The 15,890-nt window shown below is 61.1% G+C and carries 16 protein-coding genes; 1 reads left to right on the plus strand and 15 read right to left on the minus strand.

All coding sequences use genetic code 11. From position 1 onward, the window contains the following. Window positions 1-37 precede the first annotated feature (37 nt). Together JFV30_RS20595 and JFV30_RS20600 are read right to left on the minus strand one after the other, a co-directional pair. Window positions 38-2,179: a 3-hydroxyacyl-CoA dehydrogenase NAD-binding domain-containing protein gene (locus tag JFV30_RS20595; protein WP_201125057.1), complete on the minus strand. Its 2,142-nt coding sequence runs from the start codon at window positions 2,177-2,179 to the stop codon at window positions 38-40. Between the two features lie 16 nt (window positions 2,180-2,195). After that, entirely contained in the window at window positions 2,196-3,401 is a 1,206-nt protein-coding gene (locus JFV30_RS20600) for an acetyl-CoA C-acetyltransferase (RefSeq protein WP_201125058.1), read from the minus strand. Window positions 3,402-4,082: 681 nt separating this feature from the next. Here JFV30_RS20600 and JFV30_RS20605 point away from each other — a divergent pair. Beyond that, entirely contained in the window at window positions 4,083-4,886 is an 804-nt protein-coding gene (locus JFV30_RS20605; RefSeq protein ID WP_201125059.1) for a c-type cytochrome, read from the plus strand. 206 nt (window positions 4,887-5,092) lie between these two features. On the opposite strand, the gene JFV30_RS20610 is transcribed toward JFV30_RS20605, so the two are convergent. The 13 genes from JFV30_RS20610 to JFV30_RS20670 all read right to left on the minus strand — a co-directional run bounded on the left by JFV30_RS20610 (window position 5,093) and on the right by JFV30_RS20670 (window position 15,888). Next, complete coding sequence (locus JFV30_RS20610) at window positions 5,093-5,896, minus strand: transglutaminase family protein (RefSeq protein WP_010165966.1); 804 nt, start codon at window positions 5,894-5,896, stop codon at window positions 5,093-5,095. After that, a complete protein-coding gene (locus JFV30_RS20615) occupies window positions 5,893-6,843 on the minus strand; it encodes an alpha-E domain-containing protein (protein WP_010165965.1) in 951 nt (316 codons plus the stop codon). The genes JFV30_RS20610 and JFV30_RS20615 overlap by 4 nt, the downstream gene beginning before the upstream one ends. A gap of 3 nt (window positions 6,844-6,846) precedes the next feature. Continuing rightward, window positions 6,847-8,256 (minus strand): circularly permuted type 2 ATP-grasp protein, encoded by a 1,410-nt coding sequence (locus JFV30_RS20620; protein WP_010165963.1) that lies wholly within the window; start codon window positions 8,254-8,256, stop codon window positions 6,847-6,849. A gap of 425 nt (window positions 8,257-8,681) precedes the next feature. Beyond that, the gene (locus tag JFV30_RS20625) at window positions 8,682-9,023 is read right to left on the minus strand and encodes a ribonuclease E inhibitor RraB (protein ID WP_003193463.1); all 342 of its coding nucleotides are present in this window, start codon (window positions 9,021-9,023) and stop codon (window positions 8,682-8,684) included. 213 nt (window positions 9,024-9,236) lie between these two features. After that, window positions 9,237-9,473, minus strand: a complete 237-nt coding sequence (locus JFV30_RS20630; protein WP_029615722.1) for a hypothetical protein — start codon at window positions 9,471-9,473, stop codon at window positions 9,237-9,239. A 103-nt stretch (window positions 9,474-9,576) separates the two neighbouring features. Beyond that, entirely contained in the window at window positions 9,577-10,182 is a 606-nt protein-coding gene (locus tag JFV30_RS20635) for an START domain-containing protein (RefSeq protein WP_010165952.1), read from the minus strand. A 44-nt stretch (window positions 10,183-10,226) separates the two neighbouring features. Further along, window positions 10,227-10,481, minus strand: coding sequence for a YkgJ family cysteine cluster protein (locus JFV30_RS20640; protein ID WP_201125060.1), 255 nt, complete (start codon window positions 10,479-10,481; stop codon window positions 10,227-10,229). 162 nt (window positions 10,482-10,643) lie between these two features. Next, window positions 10,644-11,144 carry a hypothetical protein gene (locus JFV30_RS20645; protein WP_010165948.1) on the minus strand — a complete coding sequence of 167 codons (501 nt, stop codon included), beginning with the start codon at window positions 11,142-11,144 and terminating at the stop codon, window positions 10,644-10,646. A 104-nt stretch (window positions 11,145-11,248) separates the two neighbouring features. Further along, entirely contained in the window at window positions 11,249-12,688 is a 1,440-nt protein-coding gene (locus tag JFV30_RS20650) for an aminotransferase-like domain-containing protein (RefSeq protein ID WP_008434911.1), read from the minus strand. A 191-nt stretch (window positions 12,689-12,879) separates the two neighbouring features. Then, a complete protein-coding gene (locus JFV30_RS20655) occupies window positions 12,880-13,692 on the minus strand; it encodes an OmpA family protein (protein WP_201125061.1) in 813 nt (270 codons plus the stop codon). Continuing rightward, window positions 13,689-14,051: a DUF4398 domain-containing protein gene (locus tag JFV30_RS20660; RefSeq protein ID WP_010165943.1), complete on the minus strand. Its 363-nt coding sequence runs from the start codon at window positions 14,049-14,051 to the stop codon at window positions 13,689-13,691. The genes JFV30_RS20655 and JFV30_RS20660 overlap by 4 nt, the downstream gene beginning before the upstream one ends. 9 nt (window positions 14,052-14,060) lie before the next feature. Continuing rightward, window positions 14,061-14,876, minus strand: a complete 816-nt coding sequence (locus JFV30_RS20665) for a substrate-binding periplasmic protein (protein ID WP_201125062.1) — start codon at window positions 14,874-14,876, stop codon at window positions 14,061-14,063. An 82-nt stretch (window positions 14,877-14,958) separates the two neighbouring features. Further along, the gene (locus JFV30_RS20670; protein WP_169385996.1) at window positions 14,959-15,888 is read right to left on the minus strand and encodes an electron transfer flavoprotein subunit alpha/FixB family protein; all 930 of its coding nucleotides are present in this window, start codon (window positions 15,886-15,888) and stop codon (window positions 14,959-14,961) included. Window positions 15,889-15,890: the final 2 nt, after the last annotated feature.

Below are 15,890 nucleotides of genomic sequence, written 5' to 3' on the forward strand. Positions count from 1 at the left end.
ACCCTTCCAAGGCAAGCCCCGCACATGCCCAAACCCGTCAGAAGGTCGCGTTCTGTGCAGCGTTCTCCAACAACAGAGCCGGAGGCGTGAAGCGCTCACCATATTGCTCGGCCAGGTAACGCGCCCGGGCGATGAAGTCGTTCAGGCCGTACTGGTTGATGAACTGCAGCGCCCCGCCGCTCCAGGCGGCAAAGCCGATACCGAAGATCGAGCCGACGTTGGCATCGGCCGTCGACATCAACACGCCCTCCTCCACACAACGCACGGTTTCGATGGCCTGAATAAACAGCAGACGGTCGCGCACGTCCTGCGCCGAGATCCGTTGGCCGGGCCTTTCAAAGCGGCTTTTCAGTTGCGGCCACAGGTGTTTCTGCCCGCCCGCCGGGTAATCGTAGAAGCCCCCCGCCGCCTTGCCCGGACGCTTGTATTCGTTGAGCAACAGGTCGATTACGGCAAACGCCGGATGCTGGGGTAACGGCTTGCCCTCGGCCTGCAGGTCCTTGGCCGTCTGCTGGCGGATATGGCTCATCAGGCTGAGGGAAACTTCGTCAGAGACCGCCAGCGGCCCCACCGGCATGCCGGCCTTGCGCGCCTCGGTCTCGATCATCGGCGCGGCCACGCCTTCGCCGAGCATGGCGATGCCTTCGTTGGTGAAGGTGCCGAACACCCGCGAGGTGAAGAAGCCGCGGCTGTCGTTGACCACGATCGGGGTTTTCTTGATTTGCAGTACGAAATCAAAACCCCGAGCCAGGGTTTCGTCGCTGGTGCGGGCGCCCTTGATGATTTCCACCAGGGGCATCTTGTCCACCGGGCTGAAGAAGTGCAGGCCGATAAACTTGCCCTGGTCGGGGACCGCCGTGGCCAGGCCGCTGATGGGCAAGGTGGAGGTGTTGGAGGCGATCACCGCTTCGGCACCCACCACACTGTGTGCGGCAGCCGAAACCCTGGCCTTGAGCTCACGGTCTTCGAACACGGCTTCGATGATCAGGTCGCAGCCAGCAAGATCGGCATCGGATTCGGTAGGAACAATCCTCGCGAGGATGGTTTCCCGCTGCTCAGCGGTCAATTGCCCACGGCCGACCTTCTTGTCCAGTAACCCTGCCGAGTGGGCCTTGCCCTTCTCCGCCGCCGCCAGGTTGACGTCCTTGAGCACCACCTCAACGCCTGCCGAGGCGCTGACGTAGGCAATGCCGGCGCCCATCATCCCGGCGCCGAGCACGCCGACCTTGCGTGTCACATACGGTGCAAAGCCCTTGGGCCGCGAGCTGCCGGCGTTGATTTCATTGAGCTGGAACCAGAAGGTGCCAATCATGTTCTTCGCCACTTGCCCGGTGACCAGCTCGGTGAAGTAGCGGGTCTCGATCAGGTGCGCGGTGTCGAAATCCACCTGGGCGCCTTCCACGGCGGCACACAGGATTTTCTCCGGGGCCGGGAAGCAGGCGTTGGTTTTGGCGCGCAGTATCGAGGGTGCGATGGCGAGCATTTGCGCGACTTTCGGGTTGGACGGTGTGCCGCCAGGGATCTGATAACCCTTGATGTCCCAACGCTGTTTCGCCTCCGGATTGGCCCGGATCCACGCCCGGGACTTGGCCAGCAGCTCGTCACGGTCGGCCGCCAGCTCGTCAATCAACCCGGCTTGCAGCGCCTGCTGCGGCGTAATCTTTTTACCTTCCAACAAGTAGGGCAAGGCCTTTTCCAGCCCCAGCATGCGCACCATGCGCACCACACCGCCGCCGCCCGGCAACAGGCCAAGGGTCACTTCCGGAAGGCCGATTTGTACCGATTTATGGTCCAGCGCCACGCGGTGCTGGCACGCCAGGCAAATCTCCCAGCCACCGCCCAGCGCCGCACCATTGATGGCGGCCACCACCGGTTTGCCGAGGGTTTCCAGGGTGCGCAGTTGCGCCTTGAGCAGCAACACGCTGTCGTAGAATTCCTTGGCGTGGGGCTTGTCGACCTTGATCAATTCATTGAGGTCACCGCCGGCAAAGAAGGTCTTTTTCGCCGAGGTGATAATCACACCGGCAATCGAATCCTTCTCGGCGGCCAGCCGGGCGACGGTGGCCGCCATGGCCTCGCGGTACACCCCGTTCATGGTATTGGCGCTCTGGCCGGGCATGTCGATGGTCAGCACCACAATCTGGTCCTGGCCTTTTTCGTAACGAATGGCGTCGGTCATGATGGGTTCCTTAGGCTCAGAGGCGTTCGATGATGGTGGCGATACCCATGCCGCCGCCGACACACAGGGTGGCCAGGCCGTACCGCTGCTGGCGCACCTCCAGTTCGTCGAGCAACGTGCCGAGAATCGCGCAACCCGTGGCGCCCAGCGGGTGGCCCATGGCGATGGAGCCGCCGTTGACATTGACCCGGGTGGCGTCAATGCCCATGTCCTTGATGAACTTGAGCACCACCGAGGCAAACGCTTCGTTGACCTCGAACAGGTCGATGTCTTCCACCCGCAGCCCCGCCCTGGCCAGGGCCTTGCGGGTGGCCGGCGCCGGGCCGGTGAGCATGATGGTGGGTTCGGTGCTGGTGACCGCCGTGGCGACGATCCGCGCCCGGGGTTGCAGGCCGAGCTCGCGGCCCTTGGCTTCGGAGCCGATCAGCATCAACGCCGCACCGTCGACGATCCCGGAACTGTTGCCCGGTGTGTGCACATGGTTGATGCGCTCGACGTGGCTGTAGACCCGCAAGGCCGTGGCGTCGAAGCCCATCTGGCCCATCATTTCGAAGCTGGGTTTGAGTTTGCCGAGGCCTTCCAGGGTGGAGTCGGCGCGGATGAACTCATCCTGATCCAGCAGCACGATGCCGTTCTGGTCCTGCACCGCGATCAGCGACTTGTTGAAGGAACCGTCTGATCTGGCCCGTGCCGCTTTCTGCTGGGAGTGCAGGGCAAAGGCATCGACGTCGTGGCGGGTGAAGCCTTCCAGCGTGGCGATCAGGTCGGCGCCGATGCCCTGCGGCGTGAAGTGGCTGTGCATATTGGTTTGCGGGTCAAGCACCCAGGCGCCGCCGTCGCTGCCCATGGGCACGCGGGACATGGATTCGACACCGCCCACCACGACGAGGTCTTCAAACCCGGAACGCACTTTCATCGCGCCGAGGTTCACGGCCTCCAGGCCCGAGGCGCAAAAGCGGTTGATCTGCACACCGGCGACGCTGACGTCCCAGTCCGCCACCAGGGCGGCGGTCTTGGCGATGTCAGCGCCCTGGTCGCCAATCGGTGTGACGCAGCCGAGGACGATGTCATCCACTTGCCGCGTGTCGAGGTCGGTGCGCTGTTGCAGCGCCGTCAGCAAGCCGGCCACCAGGTTTACCGGCTTGACGCTGTGCAAGGCGCCATCAGCCTTGCCTTTGCCCCGGGGCGTGCGTATCGCATCAAAGATCAAAGCTTGGGTCATGATGTCCTCGAATGACTGCGCAACGAATCGTGCCCTTACCTTAGGCGCCGGGGCGCCGGATTCAATGACCGAACCGCTCATTGACCTTGACGCTCACGCTCAGACGAACGGTAGGAAGCTACGGGAATCGGTTGATTAATCGTTTTAGCTGTCTAGCCGGAGGGCTGGCGTCTGGCTGGCAATTGGCCTCATGCGTTTTTAATAAGATTTTCGCATCGAATGAGATGAAATGGATCTAAGCCATGTAGAACGAGGGCTCTAAGGTTGAATCTGTAGGAGAGGTAAAGGGTTGCTGCCGGGTTTTGCTGGAGCACCTGTAGAAACTGTAAGAAAAGAGTCATGCAGCACCGTCATAGTTAAATCGACAGGCACGCATTTGACGCTCAGGAATAACAACAAAAGGCAGTCAGCCATGTTCAAGCATTCGAAAGTACGGCAGGCGGGACTTATTCTTTTCGCCACCACCCTGATTCTGATCTTGCCCAATCTAACCAAGGTTATTGGGTGACCACTCGCACTCCACATTCTGCGCACACACAGCGCCAGGATCGCAGCCTTTGGCAGCGCCTTTCGGGATATTGCGCATAGCGATCCCGTCAGGAGCTGCCGTTTTGCGCGCCGAAATTTTGTGATTTTGCGGTATCGTGAGCTCCACCGCCTTTCCCGATATGTGGCCCTTCCTTGAAACAGATCATCGTCCTCCTGACCCTGCTGCTGGCCCTGCCGGCGCACGCCGCGCAATTGACCGTCGAGCTGGATCACGCCAGCAAAACCTGGGAAACAACCGAACTGCTCAAGCGCCCGGATGCGCAGACGGTGCAGGTCGTTGATGACGTTTCCTACAAGCGCAACATGACCTATCGCGCGGTGCCGCTGGCGGCGCTGTTGCCGGGCCTCAAGCCGGAAAATCATCTGCAGGCGGTGGCCCTCGACGGCTTTGCCGCTGAACTGACGGCGGCGCCGCTGCTGTCAAAAAGCGGTGCACGGGCATGGTTGGCCGTGGAAGATCCGGCGCATCCATGGCCGCCGCTGGCAGACGGCAAACCCAGTGCCGGGCCTTTTTATCTGGTGTGGACGGACCCGCAGGCGGGAAATATCAGCCCTGAGCAATGGCCGTTTCAGATCTCCGGAATCAAGCAGTTGAAGACAGTTGCGGAGCGCTTTCCAGCGTTACTGCCGGACCCGAAGCTGGCGGCGAATGACCCGGTAAATCAAGGTTTCGCGCTGTTCCAGAAGAACTGCCTGGCGTGTCATCGCCTGAACGGTGCCGGCGATGCGCAAGTGGGGCCGGACCTGAATATTCCTTACAACCCCACCGAATATTTCGCCGGGGATTTCCTCAAGCGCTACATCCGCGACCCGCAAAGCATGCGGCATTGGCCGCAGGCGAAGATGCCGGCGTTTGCTGCCAGTGTGCTGCCGGATGCGGACCTGGACCTGCTGGTGGGGTATTTGAAGCATATGGCAGGCAGAAAGCAGCCTTAAGGCTCCGGCAAACCTGTGGCGAGGGAGCTTGCTCCCGCTGGGCTGCGCAGCAGCCCCCATCAGACGATCGCATTTCTCCAGATAGAACTCGGGGGCAGGTTTTGGGGCCGCTTCGCTGCCCAGCGGGAGCAAGCTCCCTCACCACAAAAAGCTTTCCTGCCACAGGGAGCTCTCCGGCCAAGAAAAGCTCCCTCTCTCCCAGAATCCTACTGCTGCTGCACCGAAATCACCGGTGTCGGCGCCACAAATACCTTGGCATGCATCTGCTCATGCCCTCCCCCACGGCGCATGCCCCGCACCGGGCACGCGTCCAGGTAATCCAGGCCCACCGCCAGCTTCAAATGCCGCTCCGGCCGCGCCAGTTGGTTCGTCACGTCAAAGCTGTACCAGGCGTCATCCAGCCAGGCTTCGGCCCAGGCGTGGCTGGCCAGGTGCTCGCAATCTTCGCTGTACAAATACCCCGACACATAACGCGCCGGAATGCCCAGGCTGCGGGCGCAGGCGAGGAAGGCGTGGGTGTGGTCCTGGCACACCCCGGCGCGCCCGGCAAACGCCTTGGCGGCGCAGGTGTCGACTTCAGTGGAACCCGGCGAATAGGTCATGTACTGGTTCAGCGCGTGCATCAGGTCGATCAACGCACTGCGGTCGCGACGCTGGTGGCAGTGCTTTTCGGCAAAGCTGCGCAGGGCGTCGTCCGGCTCGGTCAACCGGGTGCAGCGCAGGAACGGGAAGGCCGACTGGCTTTCATGCTCAGCCTCGCGCAATTCGTCGATATCCACCTGGCCACGGGCCCCAATGATGATGGCTTCATGGGGCTCGTCCAGGGTCAACACGTGCAGGATATTGCCGAACGGGTCCAGTTGCGCCCGCACCGGTCGAGGCAAGTCCAACTGCCAGCTGAGAACGTGCTGGCGCTCGCTGTCATGGGGCGTGAGGCGCAGGTACTGGATGCTGGCACGCACCTGGTCTTCGTAGTGGTAGGTGGTTTCGTGGCTGATGGAAAGTCTCATGCCGCCTCCAGGTAGGAACTGTAAATAGCGTCACCCAGCTCGCGCACGAGAGGGATGAAGTCGGTCAGCCAAGCGTGCAGGCCTTCCTTGAGAATTTCGTCGATGGCGGTATAGCGCAGGCGCGCGTCCATCTCGGCCGCCAGGCGCTGGGCCGGGCGACCGTTGATGCCGGGCAGGCTGCCAAGGATCTGGTCGATCTCTTCACTGCAGGCTCGCAGCGAACGCGGAACATCGGCGCGCAGCAGCAACAGCTCGGCGACTTGGCGGGCGCCGGGAGCGTCGCGGTAGATCTCGGTGTAGGCCTCGAACGATGACAAGGCCCGCAGCAATGCACTCCACTGATAGTAGGCGTGGGCGGTGCCATCGGTGACGGCTTCGGCCTGGTCGCCGGCCATTTCGTAGCGGGCATCCAACAGGCGCAAGGTGTTGTCGGCCCTTTCGATAAACGTGCCCAGACGAATGAAGCGAAACGCGTCGTTACGCATGATGGTGCCGTAGGTGGCACCCCGAAACAGGTGGGACCGCTCCTTGACCCATTCGCAGAACCGGCTCATGCCGTAGCGGCTCAGGCCTTGCTGGGCGATGTCGCGAATTTCCAGCCAGGTGGCGTTGATGTTTTCCCACATATCGGCGGTGATTCGCCCACGCACGGCATGGGCACTGGCGCGTGCAGCGCCGAGGCAGCTGTAGATGCTGGCCGGGTTGGCAGCATCCAGGGCGAAGAAGTGCAGCAAGCGTTCGGCGTGCAGTTCACCGTGGCGCTCGCGGTAATCGTCGAGGGTGCCGGTGATCAGCAGCGGCATCGCCAGTTCATGCAGGCCATCGCCGCGCCCGTCCTGGGGCATCAGCGACAGCGAATAACTGACATCGAGCATGCGCGCGAGGTTTTCCGCGCGCTCCAGGTAGCGCGACATCCAATACAAATCCGAGGCAGTTCTACTCAACATATTTCAATCCTCGACCACCCAGGTGTCTTTAGTGCCGCCGCCCTGGGACGAGTTGACCACCAACGAGCCTTCCCGCAGCGCCACACGAGTCAGGCCGCCGGGGACCACCCGGGTTTCCTTGCCTTGCAGCACGAATGGGCGCAGGTCGATATGGCGTGGGGCGATGCCGTTTTCGACAAAGGTCGGGCAGGTCGACAGGCACAGCGTTGGCTGCGCGATGTAGGCATGGGGCTTGGCCTTGATGCGTGCACGGAAGGCTTCGATTTCCGCCGCCGAGGCTGCCGGGCCGACCAACATGCCATAGCCACCGGAACCCTGGGTTTCCTTCACCACCAGTTCCGGAAGGTTGGCCAGCACGTGGGACAGTTCGCTGGGATTACGGCACTGGAACGTCGGAACGTTCTTCAGGATCGGCTCTTCATCCAGGTAAAAACGGATCATCTCGGTGACGAAGGGGTACACCGATTTGTCATCCGCTACCCCGGTGCCAATGGCATTCGCCAGTACCACATTGCCCGAGCGATACGCCGCCAGCAGGCCCGGCACGCCGAGCATGGAATCCGGGTTGAAGGCCAGCGGGTCGAGGAACGCGTCGTCGAGGCGGCGGTAAATCACGTCGACCGCCTTGGGCCCGTCGGTGGTGCGCATGAACACACGGTCATCGCGCACGAACAGGTCGGCGCCTTCCACCAGTTCCACGCCCATTTCCCGAGCCAGGAACGCATGCTCGAAGAACGCGCTGTTGAAACGCCCAGGCGTCAGCACCACCACACTGGGGTTATCCAGCGGGCTGGAGCTTTTCAGGGTGTCGAGCAACAGGTTGGGGTAGTGATCGATCGGCGCGATGCGCTGGGCGGCAAACAGTTCGGGGAACAGGCGCATCATCATTTTGCGGTCTTCGAGCATGTAGCTGACGCCGCTGGGGGTGCGCAGGTTGTCTTCGAGGACGTAGTAAGTGCCGTCGCCATCGCGTACGAGATCGACGCCGGAGATGTGGGAATAGATGTCGCGGTGCAGGTCCAGGCCCTGCATTGCCAACTGGTACTGCTCGTTGGCCAGGACTTGCTCGGCGGGGATGATCCCGGCCTTGATGATGCGTTGTTCGTGGTACAGGTCGGCGAGGAACATGTTCAGCGCCTTGACCCGCTGGATGCAGCCGCGCTCGACGATCCGCCATTCACTGGCCGGGATGCTGCGGGGGATCGTGTCAAAGGGAATCAGGCGCTCGGTGCCTTGCTCGTCGCCATACAGGGTGAAGGTGATACCGGCCCGGTGAAACAGCAAATCGGCTTCGCGCCGGCGCTGGGCCAGTAATTCAGGGGGCGTCTCGGCCAACCAGCGGGCGAACTCGCGGTAATGGGGGCGCACCTGCCCTGCCCCGTCGTACATCTCATCATAATAAGTGCGGATCATGCCGTACTCCTTGTCACCCGGACGCAAGAACCATCGCAAGGCCCGTGCCAGCGGCATAAACACTTAAGTATCAATCAGTTGGATATAGGTCCAGCCCGCACCGCACCGTCCCGGTGCAGCAAATGCCCGCTGTCATGGGCGGCGCCTCATTGCAATGCAGGCCCTGACTATCAACAGCATAGTCAGAGTTGATTTCACTGCCCGGCAAACCCTGGGGATAATCACCCCCATCAGCTGAACAGGACGCGTCCTACAGCCTCATCCATTGCGCACTACCGCTTGTACCGAATCGCTCTCCTCCTTTGCGATCTTCCCTTTGGCCACCCTGCTCGGGTGGCTTTTTTTTGCGCAGGATTTTTCCCGCGCCAGAAACAAAAACGGCCGACCCAAAGGTCAGCCGATACGCTGTGTTGTTGCTCATGTCGCTACATGGGTAACCCACGCACCTCCTGTTTCACGCCCCATCCCTCAATGATCCCGCCCAAGGGCTCGACCACCGCCTCAAAGTCCTGCTCGAAGTCTCCTATGCCGTCGTAGGTGGCGAACATGATTTTGCTCAGTTCCAGGTACCAGGCGCCGTCATCCCGCGCGCTGACCTGGGCATTCAGGGATTCCCCACGAAACCGACCCGCAGCCCGCCGCGCACGTTCCTCATCCGGGAAAATGGCGTAGAACTCGATGGGGTGGAAACGCGAGAAGTCAAAGCCGCCCTCTTTCATGCGGCGCAACACGTTGGTGCTGATGTCTTCTTGATAGGCTGTGCTCATGAAACGTCCTCCTCAAACCGATGGATAGACTTTCCGTGCTTCCCAAGGCCCGCGCTGCAAGGGCGCGGGTGTTACGGCAATGACGTCGCCGCCGGGAGACAAGCATGTAGCTGACAAGACCAGACCTTAGCGATTCATTCGCTGATCTCCCTTGCAGAGTAGCGCGAAGCTATCAGCTCCACCAGAGGCTGTTTAAAGACGTACAGGGAATGTTCAGGCGGCGGGAGAAATGTCGAGGATTTGAATACTGTTCTGGTCTTTCAGGCTTTTTACCGTGGGCTCGGCCGTGCGGCCTTCCAGGTCGTTGAGGTCCAGTTCAGCGGCCACTGGGAGCAACTTTGCACGGATCATATGGGCAGCCTCTTCCAGGCTGGGTCTTTCGCCGCAGACGAACTGCTCCACGGACTGCACGCCATGATCATCAACGAAGGTAATTTTCCACGTTTGCATCAGTGCCTCCTCGATAAAACCCATGGGTGGGCTTACCTCTATCTGGACCTTGAGGGCTTGGAATTCGTTCCACTCAAGGCCGGAGGCACCTGATCAGCTGCTGTTACTTCTCAGCGTGTTCTTTCAGGGCTTTCAAGGTGTTGAACGGTGCGTCCACCACAAACTTGTTGGCCAACCACGACGGTACGCTGCCACCTGGCTCGGTGTGCACCTGGTAGGTCACTTCGGTCAGGTTGTCGCCCTTAGGCACCAGTTTCCAGTAGCCGTCGACCTGGGCCACACGCACATAGCCTTTGACTTCGGGCTGGTAGGTCGGCACTTCCAACAGCTTGCGGGTCACCGTGCCGTCGGCGGCCTTGGTGGTGGTGATTTCCAGGATCGAGTCACGATCGGTCACCGGGAACGGTGCCTTGAACTGGGTGTAGGTCCAGCTCTTGTCGCCTTCCTGCTTGAGGAGTTTTTGCGACTTGCATTCGTGGATCCAGGAACAGGCCCCCGCCACGTCTTCCTGCAATGCCTGGATCTTGGCCAGCGGAGCCTTGATGGTGGTCACACCGCGATAAGCCTTGTACTTGGAGCCGGCGATTTCACTCAAGGAGACTTTGATACCGTCTTCATCCTTGGCGGTCTGCCAATCTTCAGCGTGTGCAGCAGCCGCAAACAAAACGCTAAAACCGCACAACACCGCAACTCGTTTCAGTGAACCCATGGTCTTATTCCTTATTGTTGAAGTTCAGTACTTTGAACAGCCCACTAAGCCGCCGTCATCTGTTCCCACCAGCCGATCAACCTGATCGCTTCTTCCTGGCTGTTGCCACAGACCTCGAGATCCGCCTGGAACGAACTGCACACCGCCGGCCGCTCAGGCTGGCCAAACAACTGGCACAGTTGTTCGACCGACAGATGCAGGCAGCGTTCGCCGGCTGGTTTGCCGGCAGGCATTCCCGGCAATGGAGAGCTGATGGATGGGGCAATGCAGCAAGCGCCACAGCCTTCACGGCATTTCATGACGAACAGATCCTCGACAACTCAGTGTTGATGGCCACGTAAGACTACGCCCTTAAACAGACGTTTTAAATTGGCTTAACAGGGGTTTTTAACCGAAAACAAAAGTGACTGACCAGTCTGCGACAGAAGGTCAGGGGTACGCGTCACTTTTACTCGTCGGGTTTATTGCTTGAACTGGAAATCCAGCGCCGCGCCTTCCACTTCGCGCCGTTCTTCGTTGCGCAGTTGCAGCTGCATTTCATTGCTGAGCAGGCGCCCGTTGATCTGGAACGCGCTGTTATCGGTGGGCTTTTCGGCAAACATCGGCGGCAACAGCGGCACATTCTTCGGTTGCGGCATGGTACCGAGGGGCTGCAGATGGCGAACCATGTTCGACGGCAGGCTCAAATCCAGCTCTGCAGGCGGTAACTGAGTCTTGGCGACTTCGTGGGCTGATTTTGATTTGCTGGCGATAGGCGCACGCTTTTTGGTCGGTGCGGCTTTCTTTGCCGGTGCTTTCTTCGCCACCGGCGCCTTCTTGGCCGGGGCGGCTTTTTTCGCCGGCGCCTTTTGCTGGGTGCTGGCAGCAGGCGCTGTTTCACTGGCAGGCGCCGCCAGGACGGCACCCGCGTTACACAGGCTTAACACGCAGATCAGCAGTGCAGCAGGAAAGGTATAAGTCATATCGCCAGCAGCATTAACGGCAGAAGGCCATATGCTCGCTTGTTGGGGCCAGCATGACAAGCATGCTAAATAGCCAGCTACCCTTTATGTCCCCTTTCCACGCCTCAAAAGCCTGCCGCAGTCTCCTGGCACAACTGGCTCGCCAGCATGCCGAGGGTCATCAACGCGCGCTCGGCCTCGCGGTTCCACGGTGTACCGCAGTTCAGGCGAATACAGTGGTTGAACTGTTCCGTATTACTGAAGATCAGCCCCGGTGCAATGCTGATGCCCTGCTGCAAGGCGCGCACGTGCAGTTCCTGGGTATTGACCCGCCCGGGCAAACTGACCCACAGGATAAAACCGCCGGTCGGACGGGTCATCTGCGTGCCTTCGGGAAAGTACTGCTGCACCGCCAACTGGAAGGCGCTGAGATTTTTGCGGTATTCCTGGCGGATATAGCGCAAATGCCGGTCATAACCGCCGTTTTCCAGGTAGGCCGCCGTGCCCATCTGGGTCACGCTGCAAGCCGAATGGGTGCTGAACATTTGCAGGCGCTGGATTTCCTGCTGGTACTTGCCGGCGATCATCCAGCCGATGCGGATGCCCGGTGACAAGGTCTTGGAGAAGCTGGAGCAGTAGATGACCCGGTCCAGGCGGTCGTAGGCTTTCAGGGCCTTGGTGCGGCCCAGCTCGAACATCAGCTCGCCGTAGATATCGTCTTCAACCACCTGGATATCGAAATCCGAGGCCAGGCGCAGCAGTTGTTTCTGCCGCTCTTCGGGCATGGTGCCGCCCAACGGGTTGCTCAGGCGTGTGGTCAGCACCAAGGCCTTGATCGACCATTGGTTGGCCGCCAGTTGCAGGGCTTCCAGGCTCATGCCGGTGGCTGGGTCGCTGGGGATTTCGATAACTTTGAGGCCGAGCAGATCCGCCAGTTGCAGCAGGCCGTAATACGTTGGCGACTCGGCGGCGATTAAGTCGCCCGGCCGCGTCAGCACCCGCAACGACATCTGCAACGCGTCCACGCACCCGTGGGTGATCACCACTTCGGACGGGTCGACCACCACACCGGCATCGCGCATGCGGATTGCCACCTGGCGCCGCAGCGGTTCAAAACCGGGGCTGAACATGTAGCTGAACGCCCGCGGGCTCTGGAAGCGTGTGACCTTGGCCAGTTGCTGGTGCAGCGCCCGTACAGGCAAATAGTCGACACTGGGTACGGCGGCGCCCAGTGGGAACACGCCTTCGCGGCGGGATTCCACCAACACCTGTTGAATGATGCTGCTGCGGGTGACCAACCCTGGACGCTCGACCCGTGCGATGTCCGGCGTGGGCGCGGTAAGCGCCGGCGTCTGGTGCACGTAGTACCCGGACTGCGGCCGCGCGCGAATCAAGCCCTGGTCTTCCAGGTTCGCGTAGGCCTGCAACACGGTGGCGTGGCTGACGTTGAGCTGGGAGCTCATTTTGCGCACCGAAGGCACGCGCTCGCCCGGTTGATAGACACCGCGGCGAATATCCTCAGCCAGTTGCTGGGCGATACGTTGGTAAAGCAACAGATTGGTCATGACGCAGCACTCGATTTCACGGGTATTTTATTTTTGTGTGAAACATACCGGCACAGTTTAGAAGTGTACGGGGACAGTTGCCACAATAGTCGAGCGCGGGCGGCAGTGATAGAAAAAACTGTAAGGGTGGCGAACTGAATCGCAGGCACAAAAAACCCGGGAGATTCCCGGGTTCCTGTGACACTGGGTGTTCAGCGGGCGGCGCCCAACTGGCCTTTCTCATCGGAGAACACAATCTCCACCCGGCGGTTCTGTGCCCGGCCACGCTCCGAAGCGTTGGCTTCAACCGGGTACTGATCGCCGTAGCCCTCGACCTGGATGCGTTTTTCATCGATGCCCAAGTCGTTCAGCACATCCGCCACGGCCTGCGCGCGGTCCCGGGACAGTTTGAGGTTTTCCGGCTCGCCACCGGTATTGTCGGTGTAACCCTCGATGCGCACTCTGCGCTTGGGGTTCAATTGCAGGAACTGTACGACTTTCAGCACCGTGCGGTTGGCCGAGTTTTGCAGCTCTGCCTCGCCGGTGTCGAACAGCACGTCACCCAAGGTCATCACCAGGCCACGATCGGTCTGGACGGTGGTCAGGCTGGCGATCTGTGCCTCCAGCCATTTGCCCTGTTGCTGCACGCTGCTCAGCTTGGCTTCCCGCAGGGCCAGTTGCAGGCGCTGGCGTTCCAGCTCCAGCTTGACCCCGCGTTCCTGATTCAGCGCCTGCTCGGTGTGTTCCCGGGCAATCGCGCTGTAGCGCTGGCTCAGGTAAGCGTAATGGGCCACATCGGCGCCGCTGCCCCAGAAGCTGGAAAAACGCTCGGCACGGGCCAGGGACTCACCGGCGCGGATCACGTCCTTGGGCGCGATGCGCAGCACATTCGAATCTTCCTTGACCTTCTGGAAGTCACTGCTCGCCTGTTGCAACGCGACGTTACTGTCAGGATGGGTCGCGCAACCGCCGAGCGCGCTGCCCAGCAACAGCACACAGCTCAACCCTCGGATCAACGGGCTCATTGGGCATCTCCCAACTGCAGTTGCTTGCGCAGGCGGGTGATACGGGTGTTGAGCACGTTCAGTTGCTCCTGGCTTTTGCGGGTCAGCACCCGGGCTTCTGCCAGGCGGGCGTCCAGCTCGGCTTCTTCAGCCTGCATGCGGGCGTCCTTGTAGGATTGATCGGCCATGTCGGCCTGGGCCTGGGTGAACTTGTCTTCAGCCAGCTTGAGCTCGGGCGAGTCATCGGCGACGGCGCCCACGGCGTTGGCTTGTTCCAGCGCTTGCTGGGTCAGGCGTATTTGTTCATTCGGCGCAGGATCGGCTGCACATCCCGCCAGAGCTACAACGGCGAGGGCCGCGAAAAGAGGTCGAATAGTCACTGAAAATCCCTACTTTGTTGGGGTGCCGACGGGTTGCTGCAACTGCGCTTTCCAGCGCGCAAGATTGCTCTGCAGCGCGGTTTCCGCCAGACCGGACGCGGGCAATTCTGTCATCTTTTTGGCGAGCTGTCCGCGCAACCACGGATCGTTGCACGCCGAGTTGTGGGAAATGGCCAGGTACAGGCCCGGCTGGTCGATGGGTATTTCGCGCGCCACCAGGTCGTTGCTCATGCCCAGGGTCTGGGCCATGGCCATGCCGGAATAACGCCCGGCGAGCACGTAGTCCACTTCCCCCAGCAGCAGCTTCTGGAACGCCGGGGTCAGGCTGGGCAGGCGTTGCAGGGTCAGTTGCTCACCGGCGAAGGTTTCGAAGTCGCGGCTCAGGCGCGCCCGCTCCGACACCGCGCCCTTGTGACCCTGCAGGTCGCTGGCCTGGTGGTAGGCCAGGGCCGAATCCTTGCGGGTCCAGACCAGGTAATCGGTTTGCACCAGCGCCGGGTGGATGTAGTCGAGGGCGTCCAGGGCGTCGAGGGTCAATGGCGCGTCGGCGAGGATGTCCATGCGCCCGCTGCGCACCTCTTCCAGCGCCAGAGAGCGCTTGCCGCCGTACAGCAGGTCGATTTTCACCCCGAGGTCCTTGGCCACTTGCTGCAACATGTCGGCGGTGGCGCCGATCAGGTGCGTGGGGTCCTGGGGATCACGCCACAGGTAGGGCGGTGCGTCCGGGCTGCCGGTGATCACCAGGCGATCACACTTGCCGGCCGCCAGCGACACGGTCGGCAGCAGTGACAGGGCCAGCAGTACAGCCCAGGGGCGCAATTCCATGGCTTGGTTCTCCCATTCAAAAATTGCCGGGCAAAAAAAGCCCGGTCAAAAGACCGGGCTCTTTATAAGTGAAGCGGCTGGATTAGACCAGCTTCTCCAACTCGGGTACGGCTTCGAACAAGTCCGCCACCAGGCCGTAATCAGCCACCTGGAAGATCGGTGCTTCTTCGTCCTTGTTGATCGCAACGATCACTTTGGAGTCTTTCATACCGGCCAAGTGCTGGATCGCGCCGGAGATACCGACCGCGATGTACAGCTGTGGCGCAACGATCTTGCCGGTCTGGCCGACCTGCATGTCGTTCGGTACAAAACCTGCGTCGACGGCAGCGCGGGAAGCGCCGACCGCAGCGCCCAGCTTGTCGGCCAGGGCGTACAGGTGCTTGAAGTTGTCACCGTTCTGCATGCCACGGCCGCCGGAAACGACGATCTTGGCAGCGGTCAGTTCCGGACGATCGGACTTGGCCAGTTCTTCGCCAACAAAGCTGGAAGTGCCAGCGTCGTGAGCAGCCGCAACCGCCTCAACCGCAGCCGAACCACCTTCAGCAGCCACCGGGTCGAAACCGGTGGCACGCACGGTGATGACTTTTACCGAGGCAGTGGACTGCACGGTAGCGATGGCATTACCGGCGTAGATCGGACGCTTGAAGGTGTCGGCGCTTTCTACCGAAACGATCTCGGAGATCTGGTCAACGTCCAGCTGCGCAGCAACGCGCGGCAGGATGTTTTTGCCGTTGGAGGTAGCGGCAGCCAGGATATGGCTGTAGCCAGCGCCCAGCTCTGCCACCAGCGGGGCAACGTTTTCCGGCAACTGGTGAGCGTAGGCCGCGTTGTCGGCGACCAGGACTTTGCTCACGCCAGCGATTTTTGCAGCGGCTTCAGCCACGGCGCCAACGTTTTGGCCGGCGACCAGGACGTGGACATCACCACCGATTTTGGCGGCAGCGGCCACGGTGTTCAGGGTGGCCGGGGCCACAACCTTGTTGTCGTGTTCTGCGATTACCAAGATAGTCATGA

Origin of the sequence: Pseudomonas sp. TH32, assembly GCF_016650855.1 — a bacterium.
Classification (GTDB): Bacteria; Pseudomonadota; Gammaproteobacteria; order Pseudomonadales; family Pseudomonadaceae; genus Aquipseudomonas.

Coding starts and splice junctions, on each gene's coding strand:
- JFV30_RS20615 (WP_010165965.1), bottom strand. CDS start 6,843: ATGTTGAGTAGAACTGCCTCGGATTTGTATTGGATGTCGCGCTACCTG.
- JFV30_RS20620 (WP_010165963.1), bottom strand. CDS start 8,256: ATGATCCGCACTTATTATGATGAGATGTACGACGGGGCAGGGCAGGTG.
- JFV30_RS20670 (WP_169385996.1), bottom strand. CDS start 15,888: ATGACTATCTTGGTAATCGCAGAACACGACAACAAGGTTGTGGCCCCG.
- JFV30_RS20655 (WP_201125061.1), bottom strand. CDS start 13,692: ATGAGCCCGTTGATCCGAGGGTTGAGCTGTGTGCTGTTGCTGGGCAGC.
- JFV30_RS20625 (WP_003193463.1), bottom strand. CDS start 9,023: ATGAGCACAGCCTATCAAGAAGACATCAGCACCAACGTGTTGCGCCGC.
- JFV30_RS20665 (WP_201125062.1), bottom strand. CDS start 14,876: ATGGAATTGCGCCCCTGGGCTGTACTGCTGGCCCTGTCACTGCTGCCG.
- JFV30_RS20645 (WP_010165948.1), bottom strand. CDS start 11,144: ATGACTTATACCTTTCCTGCTGCACTGCTGATCTGCGTGTTAAGCCTG.
- JFV30_RS20650 (WP_008434911.1), bottom strand. CDS start 12,688: ATGACCAATCTGTTGCTTTACCAACGTATCGCCCAGCAACTGGCTGAG.
- JFV30_RS20630 (WP_029615722.1), bottom strand. CDS start 9,473: ATGCAAACGTGGAAAATTACCTTCGTTGATGATCATGGCGTGCAGTCC.
- JFV30_RS20640 (WP_201125060.1), bottom strand. CDS start 10,481: ATGAAATGCCGTGAAGGCTGTGGCGCTTGCTGCATTGCCCCATCCATC.
- JFV30_RS20610 (WP_010165966.1), bottom strand. CDS start 5,896: ATGAGACTTTCCATCAGCCACGAAACCACCTACCACTACGAAGACCAG.
- JFV30_RS20595 (WP_201125057.1), bottom strand. CDS start 2,179: ATGACCGACGCCATTCGTTACGAAAAAGGCCAGGACCAGATTGTGGTG.
- JFV30_RS20635 (WP_010165952.1), bottom strand. CDS start 10,182: ATGGGTTCACTGAAACGAGTTGCGGTGTTGTGCGGTTTTAGCGTTTTG.
- JFV30_RS20600 (WP_201125058.1), bottom strand. CDS start 3,401: ATGACCCAAGCTTTGATCTTTGATGCGATACGCACGCCCCGGGGCAAA.